The following is a 21,039-nucleotide window of genomic DNA, read 5'->3' as shown; positions in this document are numbered from 1 at the left end:
TTCGCGAGAGACCATGCAGAATCCGGAAAGTCGCTTCTATCGGTCGCACGGGCTGCGGCTGCATTACGCCGATTGGGGCAACGACACCGCGCCGCCGCTGCTGCTGATCCACGGCGGCGCCGACCATGCGCGCAGCTGGGATCACCTGGCGCGATCGCTGCGGGCGGATTTCCACGTCGTCGCGCCGGATCTGCGCGGCCACGGCGATTCCGACTGGACGCTCGGCGGCAGCTACAGCCTGCCGGAATATGTCTACGACCTCACCCGGCTGCCGGCGTTCGAAGGCCGCGGGCCGATCACGATCGTCGGCCATTCGATGGGCGGCATGGTGAGCCTGATCTATGCCGGCACCTTTCCCGAGCAGGTCGCGCGGCTGGTCGTGCTCGACGGCGTCACCGTGAGGCCGGATGCGGCGAAGCCGCCGGTGCACGAGCGCACCCGCAAATGGATCGGCCAGCTCGAAGCGCTCGAGAACCGCGAGCCGCGGCGCTATCGCGACATCGCCGAGGCGGCCGCGCAGATGCAGGCGCACAACAAGCGGCTGGCGCCGGAGCTGGCGCTGCATCTGGCCACTTACGGCGTGAAGCAGAACGACGACGGCAGCTACTCCTGGAAGTTCGATCCGCATCAGCGGGTGATGGCGCCGCACCGGCTGTGGCCGGACGATCACGTCGCGCTGTGGGGCCGCATCACCTGCCCGACGCTGCTGCTGTTCGCCGGCGAGAGTTTTCTCTCCGATGCGGCCGAAGCGGGGATCGCCGATCATTTCCCACAGGCGCGCGCCGAGACCGTCGCCGGCGCCGGGCACTGGCTGCAGCACGACAGGCCCGACGAGGTGCTGCGGCTGATCCGCGACTTCCTGCTCGTGTAGTTCCGCGGATTGGTCAGCGATCGGCGAAAATCCGGTAGCGCTGCGGCTGCAGGCCGATGCGGTCGCCGACCTTGAGTGAGTGGTCGCGCGGCGCGTCGATCTCGACCAGCGTGTCGCCGCCGACGCCTTGCAGCACGATATCGGCGCGCTGCATCGGGCCGAACGCGCGCACCGACTTGACCGCGCCCTCGAACACGCCGCTGCCGCTGGGGCCGACCGCGACATCGTGGCGGCGGACGAACAGTTTCGACGGGCCGGAGGCCGTGTCGGTCGGCGCCAGATCGAGCACGCGGTCGCCCAATCGCACGCGGCCGTCGCGCACCTCGACCGGCAGCACGATGGATTCGCCGATGAAGCCGTGCACGAAGGCCGAGGCCGGGCGCTCGTAGACGTCGCCGGGCGAGCCGATCTGTTCGATCCGGCCCTTGTCCATCACCACCACGCGGTTGGCGACTTCGAGCGCCTCTTCCTGATCGTGGGTGACGAAGATCGAGGTGACGTGGATCTCCTCGTGCAGATTGCGCAGCCAGGCGCGTAGTTCCTTGCGCACCTTGGCGTCGAGCGCGCCGAACGGCTCGTCGAGCAGCAGGATGCGCGGCTCGATCGCCAGCGCGCGGGCGAGCGCGATGCGCTGGCGCTGGCCGCCGGAGAGCTGGTTCGGATAGCGGTCGGCGAGCCAGCCGAGCTGCACCAGATCGAGCAGATCGCCGACGCGCTTTCTGATCTCCGCCTCGCTCTTGCGGATCTTGCGCGGCTGCACCCGCAGACCGAAGGCGACGTTCTCGAACACGCTCATGTGCCGGAACAGCGCGTAGTGCTGGAACACGAAGCCGACATGGCGCTCGGCGGCGCCGCGCGCCAGCGCGTCCTCGCCGTCGAACGCGATCGAGCCGGCGTCGGGCCATTCCAGCCCGGCGATGATCCGCAGCAGCGTGGTCTTGCCGGAGCCGGAGGGGCCGAGCAGCGCCATCAGCTCGCCGGTCTCGACCCGCAGGTCGACATTGTCGAGCGCGCGGAAACTGCCGAATTGCTTGACGATGTTGCGGACTTCAATGGTCATCGGTGTGCAGCCCTTCCTCGATACGGCCTTCCAAGATGGTCTTGACGATCAGCGTCACCAGCGCCAGCAGCGCCAGCAGCGAGGCGATCGCGAAGGCGGCGACCATCTGATACTCGTTGTAGAGAATTTCGACCAGCAGCGGCATGGTGTTGGTCTCGCCGCGGATGTGACCCGACACCACCGACACCGCGCCGAACTCGCCCATCGCCCGCGCATTGCACAGCAGCACGCCGTACAGCAGGCCCCATTTGATGTTCGGCAGCGTCACCCGCCAGAAGGTTTTCCAGCCGCTGGCGCCGAGCGAGATCGCGGCTTCTTCCTCGTGCTGGCCCTGCTCCTGCATCAGCGGGATCAGTTCGCGCGCGACGAACGGGAAGGTCACGAAGGTGGTCGCCAGCACGATCGCCGGCAGCGCGAACAGGATTCGCACGTCGTGGGCCATCAGCCACGGGCCGACAAAGCCCTGCGCGCCGAACAGCAGCACGAATACCAGGCCGGAGATCACCGGGCTGACCGAGAACGGCAGATCGATCAGCGTGATCAGCAGCGTCTTGCCGCGAAACTCGAACTTCGCGATCGCCCAGGCGGCGATCACGCCGAACACCAGATTGAGCCCGACCGAGATCGCCGCCGCGACCAGCGTCAGCCGGATCGCCGCCAGCGCTTCGTCTCCCGCCAGCGCGTCGAGATAGAACGAGACGCCCTTCGACAGCGCCTCCGAGAACACCAGGATCAGCGGCAGCACCACGAAGACGGTGAGAAAACTCACGGCGAAGCCGATGATCAGCAGGCGCACCCAGGCCGGCTCGCCATGCGCCGGGCGCCGCGCCGGCTGCCCGGCACGTGCGCCGGCCGCGACGGCAGGCTTGCGCGGGGAGCGCCTCACGGATGTGGTCGCGACCAGCGTCATCGCCTCACGCTCCCGCCAGCGACCGGGTCTGCGCCCAATGCTGCAGCCGGTTCAGAACGAGAATGATCAGGAAGGAGAAGAGCAGCATCACCACCGCGATCGCGGTGGCGTCGGCATAGCGGAACTCCGCCAGCCGGATCACGATCAGCAGCGGCGCGATCTCCGAGACGTTGGGCAGGTTGCCGGCGATGAAGATCACCGAACCGTATTCGCCGACCGCGCGGGCGAAGGCGAGCGCGAAGCCGGTCATCACCGCCGGCGTCAGCGACGGCAGGATGACGCGGCGGATGGTCTGTAGCCGCGACGCCCCGAGCGATTCCGCGGCCTCCTCGAGTTCGGCGTCGAGATCGATCAGCACCGGCTGCACGGTGCGCACCACGAACGGAATCCCGATGAACACCATCGCCAGAAAAATCCCGAGCGGCGTGAACGCCACCTTGATGCCGAGTTCGGCGAGCGGCGCGCCGAGCCAGCCGTTCTGCGCGAACAGCGTCGTCAGCGCGATGCCGGCGACCGCGGTCGGCAGCGCGAACGGGATGTCGACGATGGCGTCGAAGATCCGCCGGCCGGGGAAGCTGTAACGCACCAGCGCCCAGACGATCAGCAGGCCGGCGACCAGATTGACGCAGGCGGCGGCGAAGGCCAGCCCGAACGAGATCTTCAAGGCATGCAGCGTGCGCGGCGCGGTCACCGTCGCCCAGAATTCGGAGAGGCTGAGTTCGGCCGTCTTCACGAACAGCCCGGCCAGCGGAATCAGGATCATCAGCGACAGCCACATCAGGGTCAGGCCCATGGTGAGGCCGAAGCCCGGCAACGACCGTCGTCGTGCGATCGCGCTCACTGCAGCACACGACGGCGCGCCGGACGAACGACAGCGTTCGCCGAGCGCAACCTCACCTCTCCCCGCCTGCGGGGAGAGGTCGACGCGCATCGCCAGATGCGCGGCGGGTGAGGGGGCGTCTCCACACGGCCGAGCGGCTCAGACTCGTGGAAACGCCCCCTCACCCGGGCCCTCTCCCCGCGGGCGGGGAGAGGGAGCGCGCTGTGATTGCTGCGAAGCACATCATCCCCCAAAATCGATCGCACGGCGATCGCGTCGCTCAGTTCTTGTAGATCTTGTCGAACACCCCACCGTCGGTGAAGTGCGTCGTCTGCGCCTTGGTCCAGCCGCCGAACAATTCGTCGATGGTGAACAACTCGACCTTCGCGAAGGCGTGCTTGTTGGCAATCTCCGAATCGCGCGGACGATAGAAGTTCCGTGCGGCGATTTCCTGACCTTCCTTGGTGTACCAATACTGCAGATAGGCTTCGGCCACTGCCCGGGTACCTTTCTTGTCGACCACGCTGTCGACCAGCGCCACCGGCGGCTCGGCGCGAATCGAGATCGACGGCACCACGATCTCGAATCTGTCCTTGCCGAATTCCTTGACCGCCAGGAATGCCTCGTTCTCCCACGCCAGCAGCACGTCGCCGACGCCACGCTGGACGAAGGTCATGGTCGCGCCGCGGGCGCCGGTGTCCAGCACCGGCACATTCTTGTAAATGTTCCCGACGAAGTCGCGCGCCTTGTCCTCCGATCCCTCCGTCTTCAGCGCGTAGCCCCAGGCCGCCAGATAATTCCAGCGCGCGCCGCCGGAGGTCTTCGGGTTCGGCGTGATCACGCTGATTCCGGGCCTGATCAGATCGTGCCAGTCCTTGATGCCCTTCGGATTGCCCTTGCGCACCAGGAACACGATGGTCGAGGTGTAGGGCGACGCATTCTGCGGCAGACGCTTCTGCCAGTCCTTGGTCAGCAGCCCCTTGTTGGCGATCGCGTCGATGTCGTAGGCCAGCGCCAGCGTCACGACGTCGGCCTGCAGACCGTCGATCACCGAGCGCGCCTGCGAGCCGGAGCCGCCGTGCGACTGCTTGATCGTGACGGTGTCGCCGGTTTCCTTCTGATACGCGGCGGCGAAGGATTTGTTGAACTCGCTGTAGAGTTCGCGGGTCGGGTCGTACGAGACGTTGAGCAGCGACACGTCGGCGGCCTGCGCGGAGGTCGCGACCATCAGGCCGGCGAGCAGCGGAACAATTCGGCGAAACATCTCGAATCTCCTTTGTCCGGACGACATCCGCGTCGTCTGCGGAGGAGGTACGAAGCTCGTCAACAAACCATCGCAAGTCAATGAAACGGCATTTCTTTGTCGGCTTCGCGCCGACAGCAATCTGCTACGACGTCTTCATCGTGTGAATGCCGCATTCCGTCTTGCCGCGGCCCTGCCAACGGCCGGAGCGCGTATCCTGGTCCGACTCGGCGCGGCTGGTGCACGGCATGCAGCCGACCGACAGAAAGCCCGACGCCAGCAGCGGATGCGGCGGCAGCTTGCCGAGCGCATAGATCGCGTTGATGTCCTCGCGCGAAACGTTGGCGAACGGATTGAACTTCATCCGCACGCCGTCGGCTTCGACCACCGGGATCTCGGCGCGGGCGCCGCCCTGGAAGCGCTTGCGGCCGTTGAGCCACGCCTCGAACGGCGCCAGCGCGCGGCGCAGCGGCTCGACCTTGCGGATGAAGCAGCATTGGTCCGGATCGGAGAACCACAGATCGCGCGCCGGATCGTCGCGATCGAGATCGGCATCCAGCGGCTTGATCGAGCGCACGTCGGTGAGCCCGAGCTGATCGATCAGCGTGTCGCGATAGGCCAGCGTCTCGGCGAACAGCCAGCCGGTGTCGAGAAACACCACCGGGATCGCCGGATCGACATCGGCCATCACTTTCAGCAACGCCGCCGATTCGGTGCCGAACGACGACACCAGCGCGAGCCTGTCGCGGCCGACCTCGCGCAGCGCCGCGGCGATGATCTCCGGCGGCGACGCAGCGCGCAGCGCCGCGTCGAGGTCGCGCGCACGCGCCTCGGACGGGTTCGCCGACGGCAAAGACACGGACTGCGCCAGTTCACTCATGCTCGTTACGTCCTGATCGCGGCGGCTGCCATTCAAACACCAAAACCGCGACTGCCGGCGCCGAATGATCCGAAGGAGGATTGACTAGAATTATTTTCTATCTAAGTATCTTGCAAGCCGCGTATTGAGAAAATTATTCTTTCTATTCGCGGCCTCCGTTCTAGCAATTCTATCCCCAACCAGCGTGCGACAGAGATGTTCGTTCTCCTGACGACCCCAGCGACGTCGCGCGGCGCCACCACGACGGGTCCGCGGCGATGCGGATCAGCCAATTCCGGGAGCTGTGAATGACCCTCGCCGCCCGCGACCCCCTCGCCGCCAAGCCGGTGTCGTTCGCCGATCTCGACCCGCGCGAACAGCTCCGCCCGATGGATCATCTCGACGCGCTGGAAGCGCAGAGCATCTACATATTCCGTGAAGGTTTTGCGCGGCTGAAGAAGCTGGCACTGCTGTGGTCGCTCGGCAAAGATTCCAACGTGATGATCTGGCTGGCGCGCAAGGCGTTCTTCGGCAAGGTGCCGTTCCCGGCGCTGCACGTCGACACCGGCAAGAAGTTTCCTGAGATGTACGCCTTCCGCGAACACTACGCGAAGGAGTGGGATCTCGATTTGCGCGTCGATCCCTGCCCGCCGATCGACAGCGTCGATCCGACCCTGCCGCCGGCGGCGCGCTCGGCGGCGCGCAAGACCGAAGGCTTGAAGCTGGCGCTGGCCAAATACGGCTTCGACGGACTGATCGCCGGCATCCGCCGCGACGAGGAGGCGACCCGCGCCAAAGAACGCGTGTTCTCGCCGCGCGGCACCGAGGGCGGCTGGGACGTGCGCGATCAGCCGCCGGAATTCTGGGACCAGTTCAACGCCTCGCCGCCGCCCGGCGCTCACTTGCGTATTCACCCCATCCTGCATTGGACCGAGGCCGACATCTGGGCCTACACCAAGCGCGAGAACATCCCGATCATCCCGCTGTATCTGGCCAAGGACGGCAAGCGCTATCGCTCGCTCGGCGACCAGGACATCACCTTCCCGGTGGCGTCGCACGCCTCGTCGATCGACGAGATCCTGCACGAATTGCAGACCACCAAGGTGCCGGAGCGCGCCGGCCGCGCGCTCGACCACGAGACCGAGGACGCGTTCGAGCGGCTTCGCGTCGCCGGTTATCTGTGAGCTGTGACTTCGCACCAAGTGATGTCCGACAATGAGTGACGCCATGACCATCGCCGTCCCGCCCGCCACGCTCTCCACGCCGAACGGCACCACGCGCCCCTTGGTGCGCATCGTCATCGTCGGCCATGTCGACCACGGCAAATCGACGCTGGTCGGCCGGCTGCTGCACGAGACCGGCTCGCTGCCGGACGGCAAGCTGGAGATGCTGAAAGCGGTCAGCGCCCGGCGCGGCATGCCGTTCGAATGGTCGTTCCTGCTGGATGCGCTGCAGACCGAGCGCGATCAGGGCATCACCATCGACACCACGCAGATCTCCTTCCGCACCCGCTCGCGCGACGTCGTGCTGATCGACGCGCCCGGCCACGCCGAATTCCTGCGCAACATGATCACCGGCGCCTCGCAGGCCGACGGCGCGGTGCTGATCATCGACGCGCTCGAAGGCGTCCGCGACCAGACGCGGCGGCACGGCTATCTGTTGCAACTGCTCGGCATCAAGCAGGTCGCGGTGGTGGTCAACAAGATGGACCGCGTCGACTTTTCGGCCGAGCGGTTCGGCGCGATCAGCGACGAAATCAGCGCACATCTGATCGGGCTCGGCGTGACCCCGACGGCGGTGATCCCGATCTCGGCGCGCGACGGCGACGGCGTCGCCGAGCGCACCGCCAACATCGCCTGGTATGTCGGCCCGACCGTGGTCGAGGCGCTGGATGCGCTGACGCCGTCGCAGCCGCTCGATCTGCTCGCGCTGCGGCTACCGGTGCAGGCGATCTACAAATTCGACGACCGCCGCATCGTCGCCGGCCGCATCGAATCCGGCCGGCTGCAGGCGGGCGACGACATCGTGATCATGCCGGCCGGCAAGATCGCGAAGATCAAATCGGTCGAGAGCTGGCCGGTGACGCCGGTCGAAGGACCGCAGGGCGCCGGCCGCTCGGTCGGCATCACGCTCGACCGCGAATTGTTCGTCGAACGCGGCGACGTCATCGGCCATGTCGGCGCCGCGCCGCGCGATACGCGGCGGCTGCGCGCGCGGATCTTCTGGCTGCACGATCAGCCGCTCGAAGCCGGCGCCTCGCTGCTGGTGCGGCTCGGCACCCGCGAGACCCGCGCCACCGTGGTGGCGATCGAGAAGGCGGTCGATCCGGGCGAACTCGCCAGCGAGGCCGCGACCGCGATCCGGCGCAATCATGTCGGGGAGATCGACCTGTCGCTGGCGCAGCCGGTGGCGGCCGATCCGGCCGAGGCGTTTCCGCGCAGCGGCCGGCTGGTGATCGAAATCGGCGGCCGGATCGCCGGCGGCGGGCTGGTGCTCAGCGTCGACTCGGGCCAGCGCGCCGCGAGCGCCGACATCGTGCCGGTGGACTCCGCGCTGCGGCCGGACGAACGCGTCGCGCGCTTCCGCCACAATGGCGCGGTGCTGTGGTTCACCGGCCTGCCGGGCTCCGGCAAATCGACGCTGGCCAAGGCGATCGAGCGCCGGCTGTTCGACCGCGGCGGCTCGCCGATCCTACTCGACGGCGACACGCTGCGCGCCGGGCTCAACAGCGACCTCGGCTTTGCGCCGCACGACCGCGCCGAGAACATCCGCCGCCTCGCCGAGATCGCCGCGCATCTCGCCACCAACGGCCACATCGCCATCGTCGCCGCGGTGTCGCCGGCGCTGGACGATCGCGCCGCCGCCCGCCGCATCGCCGGCGACCGCTTCCGCGAAATCCATGTCGCGACGCCGGCCGAAATCTGCGAGCAGCGCGACCCCAAGGGCCACTACGCGAAGGCCCGCGCCGGCGCGCTGCAGAACTTCACCGGGATCGGCAACGACTATCAGCCGCCGACCGCGAGCGAACTGGTGCTCGACACCTCGGCGCAGACCGTGGCCGAAGCCGCCGACACGATCGAGGCGATGCTGGCGCGCAGCGGCGTGCTGGTCGACGAACTGGTCGATCTCGCCGCGAACATCTGATCGCCTTCCGACCGCCGAAACTGATCATTCACGCCTTGCGCATCCGGCAGCAGAATCTTGCCGGAGCGGGCCGCCATTAGAAATGGCTTGATCGGCGGCGGTCTCGTATCGTCTTATGACTCGACCTCGCACTGCAGCATCACTCCAGGAGACCGCATGGCCCTTTCGCGCTTCGAGATCAACCGCCGGACCGTCCTGCTGACGTCGGCCGCCATCGCCGCCAATGTGATCAATCCGATGCGGGCGTTCGCGCAGGAAACGCCGCGCAAGGGCGGCGTGTTCAACGTTCATTACGGCGCCGAGCAGCGCCAGCTCAACCCCAGCTTGCAGGCCTCGACCGGCGTCTACATCATCGGCGGCAAGATCCAGGAGCCGCTGGTCGATCTCGACGCCGCCGGCAATCCGGTCGGCGTGCTGGCCGAGAGCTGGGACTCGACGCCCGACGGCAAGACCATCACCTTCCGGCTGCGCAAGGGCGTCACCTGGCACGACGGCAAGCCGTTCACCTCCGAGGACGTCGCCTTCACCGCGATGAACATGTGGAAGAAGATCCTCAATTACGGATCGACGCTGCAGCTGTTCCTGACCGCGGTCGACACCCCCGATCCGCAGACCGCGATCTTCCGCTACGAGCGGCCGATGCCGCTGAACCTGCTGCTGCGCGCGCTGCCCGACCTCGGCTACATTTCGCCGAAGCACATCTACGAGACCGGCGACATCCGCCAGAACCCGGTCAATCTCGCGCCGATCGGCACCGGCCCGTTCAAGTTCAACAAATACGAGCGCGGCCAGTACATCATCGCCGACCGCAACGACAATTACTGGCGGCCGAACGCGCCCTATCTCGACCGCATCGTCTGGCGGGTGATCACCGACCGCGCCGCGGCGGCGGCCCAGCTCGAAGCCGGCAGCCTGCATCTCAGCCCGTTCTCGGGTCTCACGATCTCCGACATGGCGCGGCTCGGCAAGGACAAGCGTTTCGTCGTCTCGACCAAGGGCAACGAGGGCAACGCCCGCACCAACACGCTGGAATTCAACTTCCGCCGCAAGGAGCTGTCGGACATCCGCGTCCGCAAGGCGATCGCGCACGCGATCAACGTGCCGTTCTTCATCGAGAACTTCCTCGGCGATTTCGCCAAGCTCGGCACCGGGCCGATCCCCTCGACCTCGACCGACTTCTATCCGGGCCCGAACACGCCGCAATATCCGTACGACAAGAAGAAGGCGATCGCGCTGCTCGACGAGGCCGGGCTGAAGCCGGCCGCCGGCGGCAACCGCCTCACGTTGCGGCTCTTGCCGGCGCCGTGGGGCGAGGACATCTCGCTGTGGGCGACCTTCATCCAGCAGTCGCTGGGCGAAGTCGGCATCCAGGTCGAGGTGGTGCGCAACGACGGCGGCGGCTTCCTCAAGCAGGTCTATGACGAACACGCCTTCGACCTCGCCACCGGCTGGCATCAATATCGCAACGACCCCGCGGTCTCGACCACGGTGTGGTATCGCTCCGGCCAGCCCAAGGGCGCGCCCTGGACCAATCAATGGGGCTGGAAGGACGAGGCGATCGACAAGATCATCGACGACGCCGCCACCGAGGTCGATCCGGTCAAGCGCAAGGCGCTGTATGCCGACTTCGTCACCCGCGCCAATGGCGAGCTGCCGCTGTGGATGCCGATTGAGCAATTGTTCGTCACGGTGATCAGCGCGAAGGCACGCAATGCCTCCAATAATCCACGCTGGGCGTCGTCGACCTGGCACGATCTTTGGCTGGCCGAATAGCACCAACTCCGCCAAGATGATCGCATGCGTATCCTGAATCTTGCGGGGCGGCGACTCGCCGCCTCGATCCCGACCTTGCTGCTGATCCTGATCGGCATCTTCCTGCTGCTGCAATTCGCGCCCGGCGACACCGTCGACGCGATGATGGCGCAGATGGGCGGCGGCGACGCCGCGACCGCGCGCGAGCTGCGGCAGTTCTACGGGCTCGATCTGTCGATCCCGATGCAGCTCGGCAACTATCTGTGGCGGCTGGTGCGGTTCGATCTCGGCTTCTCGTCGATCTACGGCAAGCCGGTCGCGACCGTGATCCTGGAGCGGCTGCCGCCGACGCTGCTGTTGATGACCGCGTCGCTGTCATTCGCGTTCTTCGCAGGCCTGGTGCTCGGCGTGATCGCCGCGCGCGGCGTCAACAAATGGCCGGACACGCTGATCTCCACGCTCGGCCTGATCTTCTACGCGACGCCATCCTTCTGGTTCGGCCTGATGGCGATCGTGGTGTTCTCGGTCTATCTGCAATGGCTGCCGGCCGGCGGCTTCGAGGATATCGGCGCGGCCTCGACCGGGCTCGCCCGGACGCTCGACATCGCCAGCCATCTGGTGCTGCCGACGCTGACGCTGGGGCTGATCTTTCTGGCGATCTATCTGCGGATCATGCGCGCCTCGATGCTCGAAGTGCTCAATCTCGATTTCGTCCGCACCGCCCGCGCCAAGGGCCTCGACGAGACCCGCATCGTCGTCCGCCACGTGCTGCGCAACGCGCTCTTACCGATGGTGACGCTGATCGGGCTGCAGGCCGGCACCATGCTGGGCGGCTCGGTGGTGGTCGAAAGCGTGTTCTCGCTGCCGGGCCTCGGCCGGCTCGCCTATGAGTCCGTGGTGCAGCGCGACCTCAACACGTTGCTCGGCATCGTGTTCGTCTCGGCGCTCTTGGTGATCGCCGTCAACTTCCTGGTCGACCTCTTATATGCGCGGCTCGACCCGCGCATCACCGCCGGGACGTGACGTGATGGATGCGATCAAGCGTTACTTCCGCAGTCCCGCCGCGATCGTCGGCCTGCTGCTGTTGCTGGTGGTGATCGGCATGGCGATCAGCGCCGGCTGGTTCTACCCGCGCGATCCGCTGTCGCTCGCCGGCCGGCCGCTGATCTGGCCGTTCAGCAATCCGCGCTTTTTGCTCGGCACCGACAATTCCGGCCGCGACATCGCCGCGCAGATTTTCCACGGCGCGCGGATCGCGCTGCTGATCGGCGGCGCGGCGACCGTGATCGCGGTGGTGATCGGCGTGCTGATCGGCGCCTTCGCCGGCTATTTCGGCGGCATCGTCGACACCGTGCTGATGCGCATCACCGAGGCGTTCCAGATCCTGCCGAACTTCGTTTTATTACTTGTGCTGGTCGCGGTGTTCGGCTCGACGCTGACCACGGTGACGATTGCGGTCGGCATCGTGTCGTGGCCGGCGCCGGCGCGGCTGACGCGCGCCGAATTCCTCAGCTTGCGCAATCGCGAATTCGTCCAGGCCGGCCGCACGCTGGGCATGAAGGATCTGCAACTGATCCTTGGCGAAATTCTGCCCAATGCGCTGCCGCCGGTGATCGTCTATGCCAGCGTGGTGATGGCGGTGGCGATCCTGCTGGAGAGCGCGCTGGCGTTTCTGCGGCTGTCCGATCCCAACGTCGCCTCCTGGGGCAATCTGATCGGGCTCGGCCGCGACGTGCTGCGCGTGCAATGGTACGTCGCCGCGATCCCCGGCATCGCGATCCTGCTCACCGTGCTGGCGGTGTCGCTGGTCGGCCAGGGCCTCAACGACGCGCTCAACCCGAGGCTGAAGGGACGATGACGGAGACCAAAGCCGCCGTCCTGACGCTCGACCGGCTCAACGTCCGCTTGCCCAAGGGTGCCGACAGGACGCACGCCGTGCGCGACGCGTCGCTCACGATCGCCGCCGATGAAATCCTCTGCGTCGTCGGCGAGTCCGGCTCCGGCAAGTCGATCATGGCCAACGCGGTGATGCGGCTGTTGCCGGGCGGCGTCGCGCTCGACGGCGGCCGCGTGCTGTTCGAGGGCCGCGATCTGGCGCAGGCCAGCGCCGCCGAGATGCGCGCCGTGCGCGGCGCCGGCATCGCCATGGTGTTTCAGGAGCCGATGACGGCGCTCAACCCGCTGCGCTCGATCGGCGACCAGATCGGCGAGATGTTCCGCATTCACACCGACCTGTCGAAGAAGGACATCCGCGCCAAGGTGCTGGCGCTGCTCGAGGACGTGCGGATTCCCGATCCGGCGCGCGCCGCCGACGCCTATCCGCACGAACTCTCAGGCGGGCAACGCCAGCGCGCGATGATCGCGATGGCGCTGGCGCTCGACCCGAAGCTGTTGATCGCCGACGAACCGACCACCGCGCTCGACGTCACCACGCAGGCGCAGATCCTGACGCTGATCCGCGAGTTGCAGCATCGCCGCAACACCGCGGTGCTGTTCATCACCCATGATTTCGGCGTGGTCGCCGAAATCGCCGATCGCGTCGCGGTGATGCAGCACGGAATCATCGTCGAGCAGGGCACCGCCGACGACGTGCTGCACCGGCCGCAGCATCCCTATACGCGGCAACTGATCGCCGCGGTACCGCCTCTGACCGCGCCGCCGCCGCGGCCGATCGCGGCCGAGACTATTCTGGGCATCGACAAGGTCTCGAAGACATTTCGCACCGGCGGCTTTCTCGGCCGCGGCGCGCGCGTCACCCACGCCGTGAAATCAGTGTCGCTGCAATTGCCGCGCGGCGCGACGCTCGGCATCGTCGGCGAATCCGGCTCCGGCAAGTCGACGCTGGCGCGCTGCATCATCCGGCTGCTCGACCCCGATTGCGGCTCGATTCTGCTCGACGGCCGCGACTGGGCGACGATGCCGCGCGAAGACGTACGTCGCGAGACCCGCCACATGCAGATGGTGTTTCAGGACCCGTTCGCCTCGCTCAACCCGCGCCACAAGGCCGAGGAATTAGTTGCGCAGGGCCCGATCATTCACGGCACGCCGCGCAAGCAGGCGATCGCCGAGGCGCGCGAGCTGTTCGCGCTGGTCGGGCTCGATCCCGCCGCCGGCGACCGGCTGCCGCACGAATTCTCCGGCGGCCAGCGCCAGCGCATCGGGCTGGCCCGCGCATTGGCGCTGAAGCCCGACGTGCTGATCGCCGACGAGGCGGTGTCGGCGCTCGACGTCTCGGTGCAGGCGCAGGTGCTGCGGCTGCTCGCCGATCTGCGCGAGCGGCTCTGCCTGTCGATCGTCTTCATCACCCACGATCTGCGCGTCGCCGCGCAGATCTGCGACCTCGTCGCTGTGATGAAGGACGGCGAAGTCGTCGAACACGGCCCCGCCGGCGAGGTCTTCAACGCGCCGAAGCATCCCTACACGCAGGCGCTGCTGGCCTCGATCCCGGGCGGCGATTTCGCGCGGAGCCATCCGGTGGAAGCGGTGGTGTAGGCGCCACGCAGCAGGCGCCGTCATCCTGAGGTGCGCGCTCTTGCGCGCCTCGAAGGATGCGGCCACAGGCACGTGCGGCCCATCCTTCGAGGCCCGCCGCGCCGCGCTAGGCGCGGCCCGACAGCACCTCAGGATGACGCTGTGCGTGGGGGTAGGCGCTGAAAGAGGTTGGGAGTCGTACTCACCTCTGTGAGAGCTCCGCGACACTTTCCACCCGGATGGCCGGGCTTGACCCGGCCATCCACGTCTTCCAATGCTGAACGGCTCGAGAACGTGGATGCCCGGGACGAGCCCGGGCATGACGGTTGAAAGGTTGGAGCGGAATCGCGCAGGCAGGCGAACTACGCGATCTCCTTGCTGTCGCGGTGCCGGTACAGCACCATCATCAGCGGCGCGAAGGGGCGGAGCAGTTCGTTGGCGGGGATCGGCGTCGGCTCGGTGAAGGGCAGCGCCAGTTCGCCGTCCGGCACGCCGCGCACCGCTTTCGACAATTCGTCGCCGAGCGCGATCGACAGCGCGACGCCGCGGCCGTTGCAGCCGGTCCAGCCATAGGCATTGGGGCCGAGGCGGTGGATGTGCGGCAGATAGTCCGTGGTCATGCCGATGAAGCCGTTCCAGACGTAGTCGAACTGCACCTCGCCGATCTGCGGCCACAGGCTCTGCAACCGCTTGCCGACACGCGCCCGCAAGGTCGCGGCCTGATTGAACGGCCGGATGATCGCGCCGCCGGTGACGAAGCGGTTGCGGGCGTCGAAGCGGCCGAAGATCAGCTCGCCATGCGTATCCGACATCGCCTGACGGCCGGGGATCATGCTCTTGCGCACATTATCGCCGAGCGGCTGCGTCGCCATCTGCCACGACCGCACCGGCATCACTTCACTTGCGATCGCCGGCGCCAGCGTCTTGGCGAACTCGCCGGTGTAGGCGTTGCTGGCGACCACCAGCGCACGGCCGCTGAGCTCGCCCTGCGCGGTCTTGACGATCCAACGGTCGCCCTGCCGCTCGATGCTCACGGCCGGCGAGCGCGCAAAGATGCGGCCGCCCTGCGCCAGCACCGTGCGTGCCAGCCCGCGCGCCAGCGCCAGCGGATTGATGTGGCCGCCGGTCCTGTTCCAGAACCCGCCGAACCAGGCGTCGGAGCCGAGCATGGCGCGGATCTGGTCGCGCGACAGCAATTCGACCGGCGCGCCGAATTTCGACCATTGCCGGACGCGGCGCTCGGCGATCTTGATCCGGCCCGGCGAATGCACCGGCTGCACCCAGCCATTCTGCTCCTGCTCGGCGGCGATGCCGTGGCGCTTCACCACATCGAACAGGATCGAGGCGCTGTCGCGAATGAGGCCCACCAGCCGCTCGCCGGCGGCGCCGTGTTTGGCGACGATGTCCTCCGGATCGGGCCGCGACAGCGTCGGGATCACCTGGCCGTTGTTGCGACCGGACGCGCCCCAGCCCGGCTCGGCGGCCTCGACCACCGCGACGTCGACGCCCGCTTCGCGCAGATGCAGCGCCGTCGACAGCCCGCTGAAGCCGGCACCGATCACCACGACGTCGGCCGTCTCCGTGCCGCGCAGCTCGGGCAGCTCCGGCCCCGGCGGCGTCACCGCAGCCCACAGCGAATCCGGCCAGCGCACATCGGCAGTCATCCTCAATCCTTCCATATCGATTTCAATCGCCCCCACCTCCGACATGCGTCGGGTTGCGGCGCCGCGGCGATGTCGCTAGCCTTATATGCAAGAATTTTGGGGAGTTGAGCCAGCGTGTCACTGCAATATGTCATCGGAATCGATCACGCCGTGGTCATGGTCGGCGATCTGGATGCGGCCGCGGCCAATTGGCAGCGGCTCGGCTTCACGCTGTCGCCGCGCGGCACCCACAGCCCGGCGCTCGGCTCCGGCAATTACACCATCATGTTCGGGCAGGACTATATCGAGCTGCTCGGCATCCTGGCCCCGACCGAGCACAATGCGCCGAGCCGCGCCTTCCTCGCCGAACGCGGCGACGGCATCGAGCGGATCGCCTTCACCACCACCGACGCCGCCAAGGGCGCCGACGAACTGCGCGACCTCGGCCTCGATGCGGTCGGCCCGATCGATTTCGGCCGGCCGGTGCCGCTGCCGGGCGGCGGCGAAGGCGAGGCGCGCTTCAGCGTGTTCCAATGGCCGCTGCAGGAGGCGCCCGCCGGGCTGCGGATCTTCGCCTGCCAGCACCACACCCGCGATACCGTGTGGATTCCCGAACTGCAGCGCCACGCCAACGGCGCGACCGGGCTGGTGCGGGTGATCGTCACCGCGCCGCGGCCGGAGAGCGACGCCCGGCACCTGCTGCGGCTGATCGACGGCGAGCAGTTTTCCGAGCCCGACGGCAGCGTCGTGGTGCCGTCCGGATCGGACCGCGCCGAATTCGCCTTCGTGGCGCGTGATGTGCTGGCGCAGCACTATCCCGGCGTGGCGCTGGACGGCGTGCCGGAACGCGGCGGCGCCGGCCTGATCATCGCGGTGAACGACCTCGCCGCCTCCGAACAGGCGATCGGCGCCGCCGGCGTCAAGATCGGCGATCGTCTGGTGGTGCCGCCGCGCGCGGCCAACGGCGTGCTGCTGGTGTTCGTGGCGCGCTGACGCGCCACGGAGTTTTGCAGGAACCTTTTCCCGGTCGGACACGTTTTCGCGCCGTCGAGTCTGCTCGACGGTCTGAAGCGTGCGAGCGCCCCGCCAGGGGACGCCCGAATTCCGGGAGCGCCGGCCCTGCCGGCGACTGCAAATGTCCGACGCCTACGTCATCGAAGTGAGCTCACGCACCGCGGGCATCGTCGTCCGCGACGGACGCAATTTCTGCTTCTTCGCCGCCCATCGCGATTTCGACAGCCTCGAGCGGCAATCGTTCGGCTCGCTGGTCGCTGCGCACAAGGCCGCGATGCGCTGCGCCGAGGACATTCGCCATCCGAGGAAGGCCGCGGCCTGATCGGTCGCGCGTCGACCGAGGCTCGGTCGCGCGGGCGCTCGACCTGCCGGATGTTTCGGCATCGGCAGGCCACACGCCGGTGACGGCCAGGAAGATCCGAGCGGCCCTCAGCGGGCCAGGACGATCGAAACCTGAATCCGTCCGTCGGTGCGCAGCACCTCCATCGAGACGCCCTCGCCGTGCCGCCGGATCCGCAGATCGACGCTGGAATCGCCGAGACGCAGATCGCGCAGCACGACTTCGTTGAGGAACGCCGGCAGCCGCGGATTGACCAGACGGATCTCGCGGCGGTCGGCGTTGAACTGCACGCCGAGCGCAGCTTCGACCAGCGTGAACGGCGTGGCGCTGGCCCAGGCCTGCGGCGCGCAGGCCACCGGATACAGCGTCGGGCCGCGGCGCCGCTCGCGCTGGAAGCCGCAGAACAGTTCCGGCAGCCGGCGCAGCTCCATGTAGGACGCCGCCTCGAACAGCCCCTTGAACACCTTCTCGACCGCGGCCTTGAAGCCGTAACGCGCCAGCCCGAGCACGATGATCGCATTGTCGTGCGGCCAGATCGAGCCGTCGTGATACGACATCGGATTGTAGCGCGCCTCGCCGCAGGCGATGGTGCGGATGCCCCAGCCGGAGAAGAAATGCGGCCGCATCAGATCGGTCGCGACCAGCCGCGCGCGATCGGGCCGGACGATGCCGGTGAACAGCAACTGCCCGGCGTTCGAGCTGCGCACCTTGCACGGCCGCTTGGCGCCGTCGAGCGCGACCGCATAGGTGCCGAGTTCCTCGCACCAGAATGCGCGCTCGAACCGGGCGGCGAGTTGCTCGGCCTGCTGCTCGAGCTGCTCGGCCCGCGCCACCAGGCCCAGCCGATGGGCGCAGAGCGCGGCGAGCCGCTTGGCGGCGAACACATAGCCCTGCACTTCGGCGAGCGCGATATTGCCCTCGGCGAGCTTGCCGTCGGCGTGGAAAATCGCGTCGTAGGAGTCCTTCCAGCCCTGGTTCTGCAGACCTTGATCGGTGGCGCGCTGATACTCGACGAAGCCGTCGCGATCCGGATCGCCGGGTCCGTCGATCCAGCCGATCGCCTTCTCGATCGCAGGCCACAGTTCCTTCAACGTCGAGTCGTCGCCGGTGCGCTCGACATAGAGGCCCGCCAGCATCACGAACAGCGGCGTCGAATCCACGCTGCCGTAATATTGCGCGAACGGCACCTCGCGCAGCGCCGCCATCTCGCCGCCGCGCATCTCGTGCAGGATCTTGCCCGGCTCGGCGTCGTTGAGCGGATCGACCGCCGTCGCCTGATGCGCCGCGAGCCGCCGCAACACGCCGCGCGCGATCCGCGGATCGATCCACAACATCTGCAACGCGGTGATCAGCCCGTCGCGGCCGAACGTGGTCGAATACCAGGGAATTCCCGCATACGGATAGCGGCCCTGCGGCGTCTCCGTCGTCAGCATGTTGAGGTCGGCCATCGCCTGGCACAGCACCTCGTTGAAAATGTCGTTCGACGTCTCGACGGTGGTGACGCCCAGCGTCGCCTGCCGCATCTCGCGCCGATGCGCCAGCAGGCTCTGGAAGAACGGCATCAGCTGCTGCGTCGCCGGCCTGTTGCAACTCACGGCCAGGAACACCGACGCCGTCTGCTGCGGCGCCAGCGTGAACTGATACACCGCGCGGTTGACCTCGAGCCGCGCCGGCGCCGGATCGAAGTGCATCGCGGTGCCACGGCTGGTGTCGTCGAGCCCGCGATAATCGAACGCGACATCGCACGGCGACAACCGCCGGCTCGCGCGCTCGCCGCGCCGCGGCCGGACGCTGCCGCGCACCTCGAACAGATCGGCGAAGTCGGTGTCGAAATCGAGCGAGAGCTCGAAGCTGGCTTCGGCGTCGCCGTGGTTCTGCAGCCCGATCCGTTGAAACGCGGTGCCGCGCCACAGGAAGATCGTGCGCACGATGTGCAGCAGATCCTTCGCCAGCACCAGGCGGCCGTCGCGATAGATGTCCGGATTGGTGAGGTCGACGGTGAGCGCCGAATTGTCGTCGCGCAGATTGGAGCCGAGCAGCAGCGGCTGCATGTCGTCGAGGCGGAGCTGCAGCCGCGCGAGATAGCGCGTATCGGCGTTGAACAGCCCGTCGCTGCCGCCGGCCGCCGCGCCGATATCGCCGTGGCTGTCGAGCACCAGGAAGGTGTCGTCGTGTTTCAGGGCGGTGCGCGGGCGCGACGGCCCGGTCATCGGAATGTAGAACGGCGATTCCGCTGCGGCGACAGCGTCTTCGGAAATTGATAGCGGGATCACGTCCGACAGCATCGATCGACCCTAACTGCGACTTGACTATGCGACCGAAGTCGCCGGGGACGCAAACGCGACGGTTTCAGGCGCCGTTCGTCACCAGCCCGGCCGATCGCGCGCGCCACCGGGCCACGATACGGCCCCCGGCGCTGCATCGGCCGGTCCGGCGGACCGTTCGACGATCCGGCCGGCAGGACATCGAGTTGTGGCGGTGCCGAGACGGAAAGCGGCCGGGAGAGGAACATGGAAGAAGTCTGCACGTCTAAGGAACTTCGCAACTGCGAGATCGTTCCCATCTCGGCAATTCCCCCGCATCGCTTGGAGCCGATGTCTGAGGCCCGGCTGGAGCCCATATCTGGAGCCTCATGTTGGAGCCCCGTTGAGCCCATGTCCGGCTCAGGTCTGGAGTGCACATCCCATCGCTGAAGCTACAGTTCACAATGATAACAGGAGACTACTCGATGCGCATCGCGCAGGTTGCTCCGCTGACGGAGGCGATTCCGCCCAAGCTTTACGGCGGCACTGAGAGAGTCGTGCACTGGTTGACCGAAGAGCTGGTCGCTCTCGGACATGACGTGACGCTGTTCGCGAGCGGCGATTCCACAACATCGGCGAAACTCGTGGCCACATGGCCGCGCGCGCTGCGCCTCGACGGTTCGGTGCGCGATGCGAATGCACTGCACATGGTGATGCTGGAGCAGGTGCGACGGCGTTGCGACGACGAGGAATTCGATCTGCTGCACTTCCACCTCGATTACTATCCCTGGTCCCTCTTCCGCCGCCAGCCGACGCCGTACCTCACCACGCTGCACGGACGTCTCGATTTGCCCGAGCATCAGCCGGTGTTCTCGACGTTCTCCGACGTGCCGGTGGTGTCGATTTCGGATTCGCAGCGGCGTCCGGTCCCCAAAGCGAACTGGATCCACACCATCCATCACGGGCTGCCGGCCGATCTTCTGACGCCGCTGGCGCGCAAGCTGGAATATCTCGCCGTGCTGGGACGAATCGCACCGGAGAAGGGCGTCGACCGCGCGATCCGGATCGCGATCCGCGCCGGCATTCCGCTGAAGATCGCCGCCAAGGTGGACTGCACCGATCGGGATTATTTCGACCAGGTGATCGAGCCGATGCTGCATCACCCGCTGATCGAGTTCATCGGCGAGATCGGCGATCAGCAGAAATCGGAATTCCTCTCGGGCGCGCTGGGGCTGCTGTTGCCGCTGGCCTGGCCGGAGCCGTTCGGTCTGGTGATGATCGAGTCGATGGCCTGCGGCACACCGGTGATCGCCTACAACCGCGGCTCGGTCCCCGAGATCATCGAAACCGGACTGACCGGCTTCATCGTCGAGGACGAGACCAGCGCGGTCGCGGCCGTGCATCAGCTCGCCGATCTCGACCGCTCCGCGATCCGTGCCCGGTTCGAGGAGCGTTTCACCGCGCGGCGGATGGCGCTGGACTATCTCGCCGCGTATCGCGGCCTGGTCGCAAGGACCGCGCCGCCGCGGATCTCGCTGGTCCCGGCCGAATAGCGGCCCGACGTTTCGTCGAGCTGAACTTTCTCACTTAGTCGTCATGCCCGGCCTTGTGCCGGGCATCCACGTCTTTACCGCGTGTCGAGAAAAGACGTGGATGGCCGGGACGAGCC

General features: G+C 67.2%; 17 protein-coding genes. 10 read left to right on the top strand and 7 right to left on the bottom strand.

What is annotated here, in order from left to right; translation table 11 throughout:
• Positions 1 to 13: 13 nt before the first annotated feature.
• Entirely contained in the window at positions 14 to 871 is an 858-nt protein-coding gene (locus RPB_RS05310; protein WP_011439948.1) for an alpha/beta fold hydrolase, read from the top strand.
• 13 nt (positions 872 to 884) lie between these two features.
• On the opposite strand, the gene RPB_RS05305 is transcribed toward RPB_RS05310, so the two are convergent.
• From RPB_RS05305 to RPB_RS05285, 5 genes are all read right to left on the bottom strand, one after another.
• A complete protein-coding gene (locus tag RPB_RS05305) occupies positions 885 to 1,931 on the bottom strand; it encodes a sulfate/molybdate ABC transporter ATP-binding protein (RefSeq protein WP_011439947.1) in 1,047 nt (348 codons plus the stop codon).
• Complete coding sequence (cysW, locus tag RPB_RS05300; RefSeq protein ID WP_011439946.1) at positions 1,921 to 2,841, bottom strand: sulfate ABC transporter permease subunit CysW; 921 nt, start codon at positions 2,839 to 2,841, stop codon at positions 1,921 to 1,923. Before cysW ends, RPB_RS05305 begins: the two co-directional genes overlap by 11 nt.
• A 4-nt stretch (positions 2,842 to 2,845) precedes the next feature.
• The gene (gene cysT, locus RPB_RS05295; protein WP_041797974.1) at positions 2,846 to 3,682 is read right to left on the bottom strand and encodes a sulfate ABC transporter permease subunit CysT; all 837 of its coding nucleotides are present in this window, start codon (positions 3,680 to 3,682) and stop codon (positions 2,846 to 2,848) included.
• A 259-nt stretch (positions 3,683 to 3,941) separates the two neighbouring features.
• Entirely contained in the window at positions 3,942 to 4,925 is a 984-nt protein-coding gene (locus RPB_RS05290) for a sulfate ABC transporter substrate-binding protein (RefSeq protein ID WP_011439944.1), read from the bottom strand.
• A gap of 124 nt (positions 4,926 to 5,049) precedes the next feature.
• On the bottom strand, positions 5,050 to 5,784 hold the full coding sequence (locus RPB_RS05285) for a phosphoadenylyl-sulfate reductase (RefSeq protein WP_011439943.1): 735 nt from the start codon (positions 5,782 to 5,784) through the stop codon (positions 5,050 to 5,052).
• Between the two features lie 368 nt (positions 5,785 to 6,152).
• On the opposite strand from RPB_RS05285, the gene cysD reads away from it, so the two are divergent.
• From cysD to RPB_RS05255, 6 genes are all read left to right on the top strand, one after another.
• A complete protein-coding gene (gene cysD / locus RPB_RS05280) occupies positions 6,153 to 6,947 on the top strand; it encodes a sulfate adenylyltransferase subunit CysD (protein WP_041798570.1) in 795 nt (264 codons plus the stop codon).
• 43 nt (positions 6,948 to 6,990) lie between these two features.
• The gene (cysC, locus tag RPB_RS05275; RefSeq protein WP_041797973.1) at positions 6,991 to 8,907 is read left to right on the top strand and encodes an adenylyl-sulfate kinase; all 1,917 of its coding nucleotides are present in this window, start codon (positions 6,991 to 6,993) and stop codon (positions 8,905 to 8,907) included.
• Between the two features lie 156 nt (positions 8,908 to 9,063).
• Positions 9,064 to 10,680, top strand: a complete 1,617-nt coding sequence (locus RPB_RS05270) for an ABC transporter substrate-binding protein (RefSeq protein ID WP_011439940.1) — start codon at positions 9,064 to 9,066, stop codon at positions 10,678 to 10,680.
• A gap of 24 nt (positions 10,681 to 10,704) precedes the next feature.
• The gene (locus tag RPB_RS05265) at positions 10,705 to 11,682 is read left to right on the top strand and encodes an ABC transporter permease (protein ID WP_011439939.1); all 978 of its coding nucleotides are present in this window, start codon (positions 10,705 to 10,707) and stop codon (positions 11,680 to 11,682) included.
• A gap of 4 nt (positions 11,683 to 11,686) precedes the next feature.
• Positions 11,687 to 12,517 (top strand): ABC transporter permease, encoded by an 831-nt coding sequence (locus tag RPB_RS05260; protein WP_011439938.1) that lies wholly within the window; start codon positions 11,687 to 11,689, stop codon positions 12,515 to 12,517.
• Positions 12,514 to 14,151, top strand: a complete 1,638-nt coding sequence (locus RPB_RS05255) for an ABC transporter ATP-binding protein (protein WP_011439937.1) — start codon at positions 12,514 to 12,516, stop codon at positions 14,149 to 14,151. Before RPB_RS05260 ends, RPB_RS05255 begins: the two co-directional genes overlap by 4 nt.
• Before the next feature lie 341 nt (positions 14,152 to 14,492).
• Here RPB_RS05255 and RPB_RS05250 read toward each other — a convergent pair whose 3' ends face one another.
• A complete protein-coding gene (locus RPB_RS05250) occupies positions 14,493 to 15,794 on the bottom strand; it encodes an NAD(P)/FAD-dependent oxidoreductase (protein WP_011439936.1) in 1,302 nt (433 codons plus the stop codon).
• Between the two features lie 114 nt (positions 15,795 to 15,908).
• Here RPB_RS05250 and RPB_RS05245 point away from each other — a divergent pair, with 114 nt between their 5' ends.
• A complete protein-coding gene (locus RPB_RS05245) occupies positions 15,909 to 16,766 on the top strand; it encodes a VOC family protein (RefSeq protein ID WP_011439935.1) in 858 nt (285 codons plus the stop codon).
• A gap of 142 nt (positions 16,767 to 16,908) precedes the next feature.
• On the top strand, positions 16,909 to 17,109 hold the full coding sequence (locus RPB_RS05240) for a hypothetical protein (protein WP_011439934.1): 201 nt from the start codon (positions 16,909 to 16,911) through the stop codon (positions 17,107 to 17,109).
• Positions 17,110 to 17,216: 107 nt separating this feature from the next.
• Here the strand turns inward: RPB_RS05240 and RPB_RS05235 are convergent, their stop codons facing one another.
• On the bottom strand, positions 17,217 to 19,412 hold the full coding sequence (locus RPB_RS05235; RefSeq protein ID WP_011439933.1) for an amylo-alpha-1,6-glucosidase: 2,196 nt from the start codon (positions 19,410 to 19,412) through the stop codon (positions 17,217 to 17,219).
• Positions 19,413 to 19,855: 443 nt separating this feature from the next.
• On the opposite strand from RPB_RS05235, the gene RPB_RS05230 reads away from it, so the two are divergent.
• Positions 19,856 to 20,923, top strand: a complete 1,068-nt coding sequence (locus RPB_RS05230; RefSeq protein WP_011439932.1) for a glycosyltransferase family 4 protein — start codon at positions 19,856 to 19,858, stop codon at positions 20,921 to 20,923.
• Positions 20,924 to 21,039 lie beyond the last annotated feature (116 nt).

The organism is Rhodopseudomonas palustris HaA2, assembly GCF_000013365.1.
GTDB classification, from domain to species: Bacteria; Pseudomonadota; Alphaproteobacteria; order Rhizobiales; family Xanthobacteraceae; genus Rhodopseudomonas; species Rhodopseudomonas palustris_J.
This window is presented reverse-complemented; position numbering and strand designations above follow the sequence as displayed.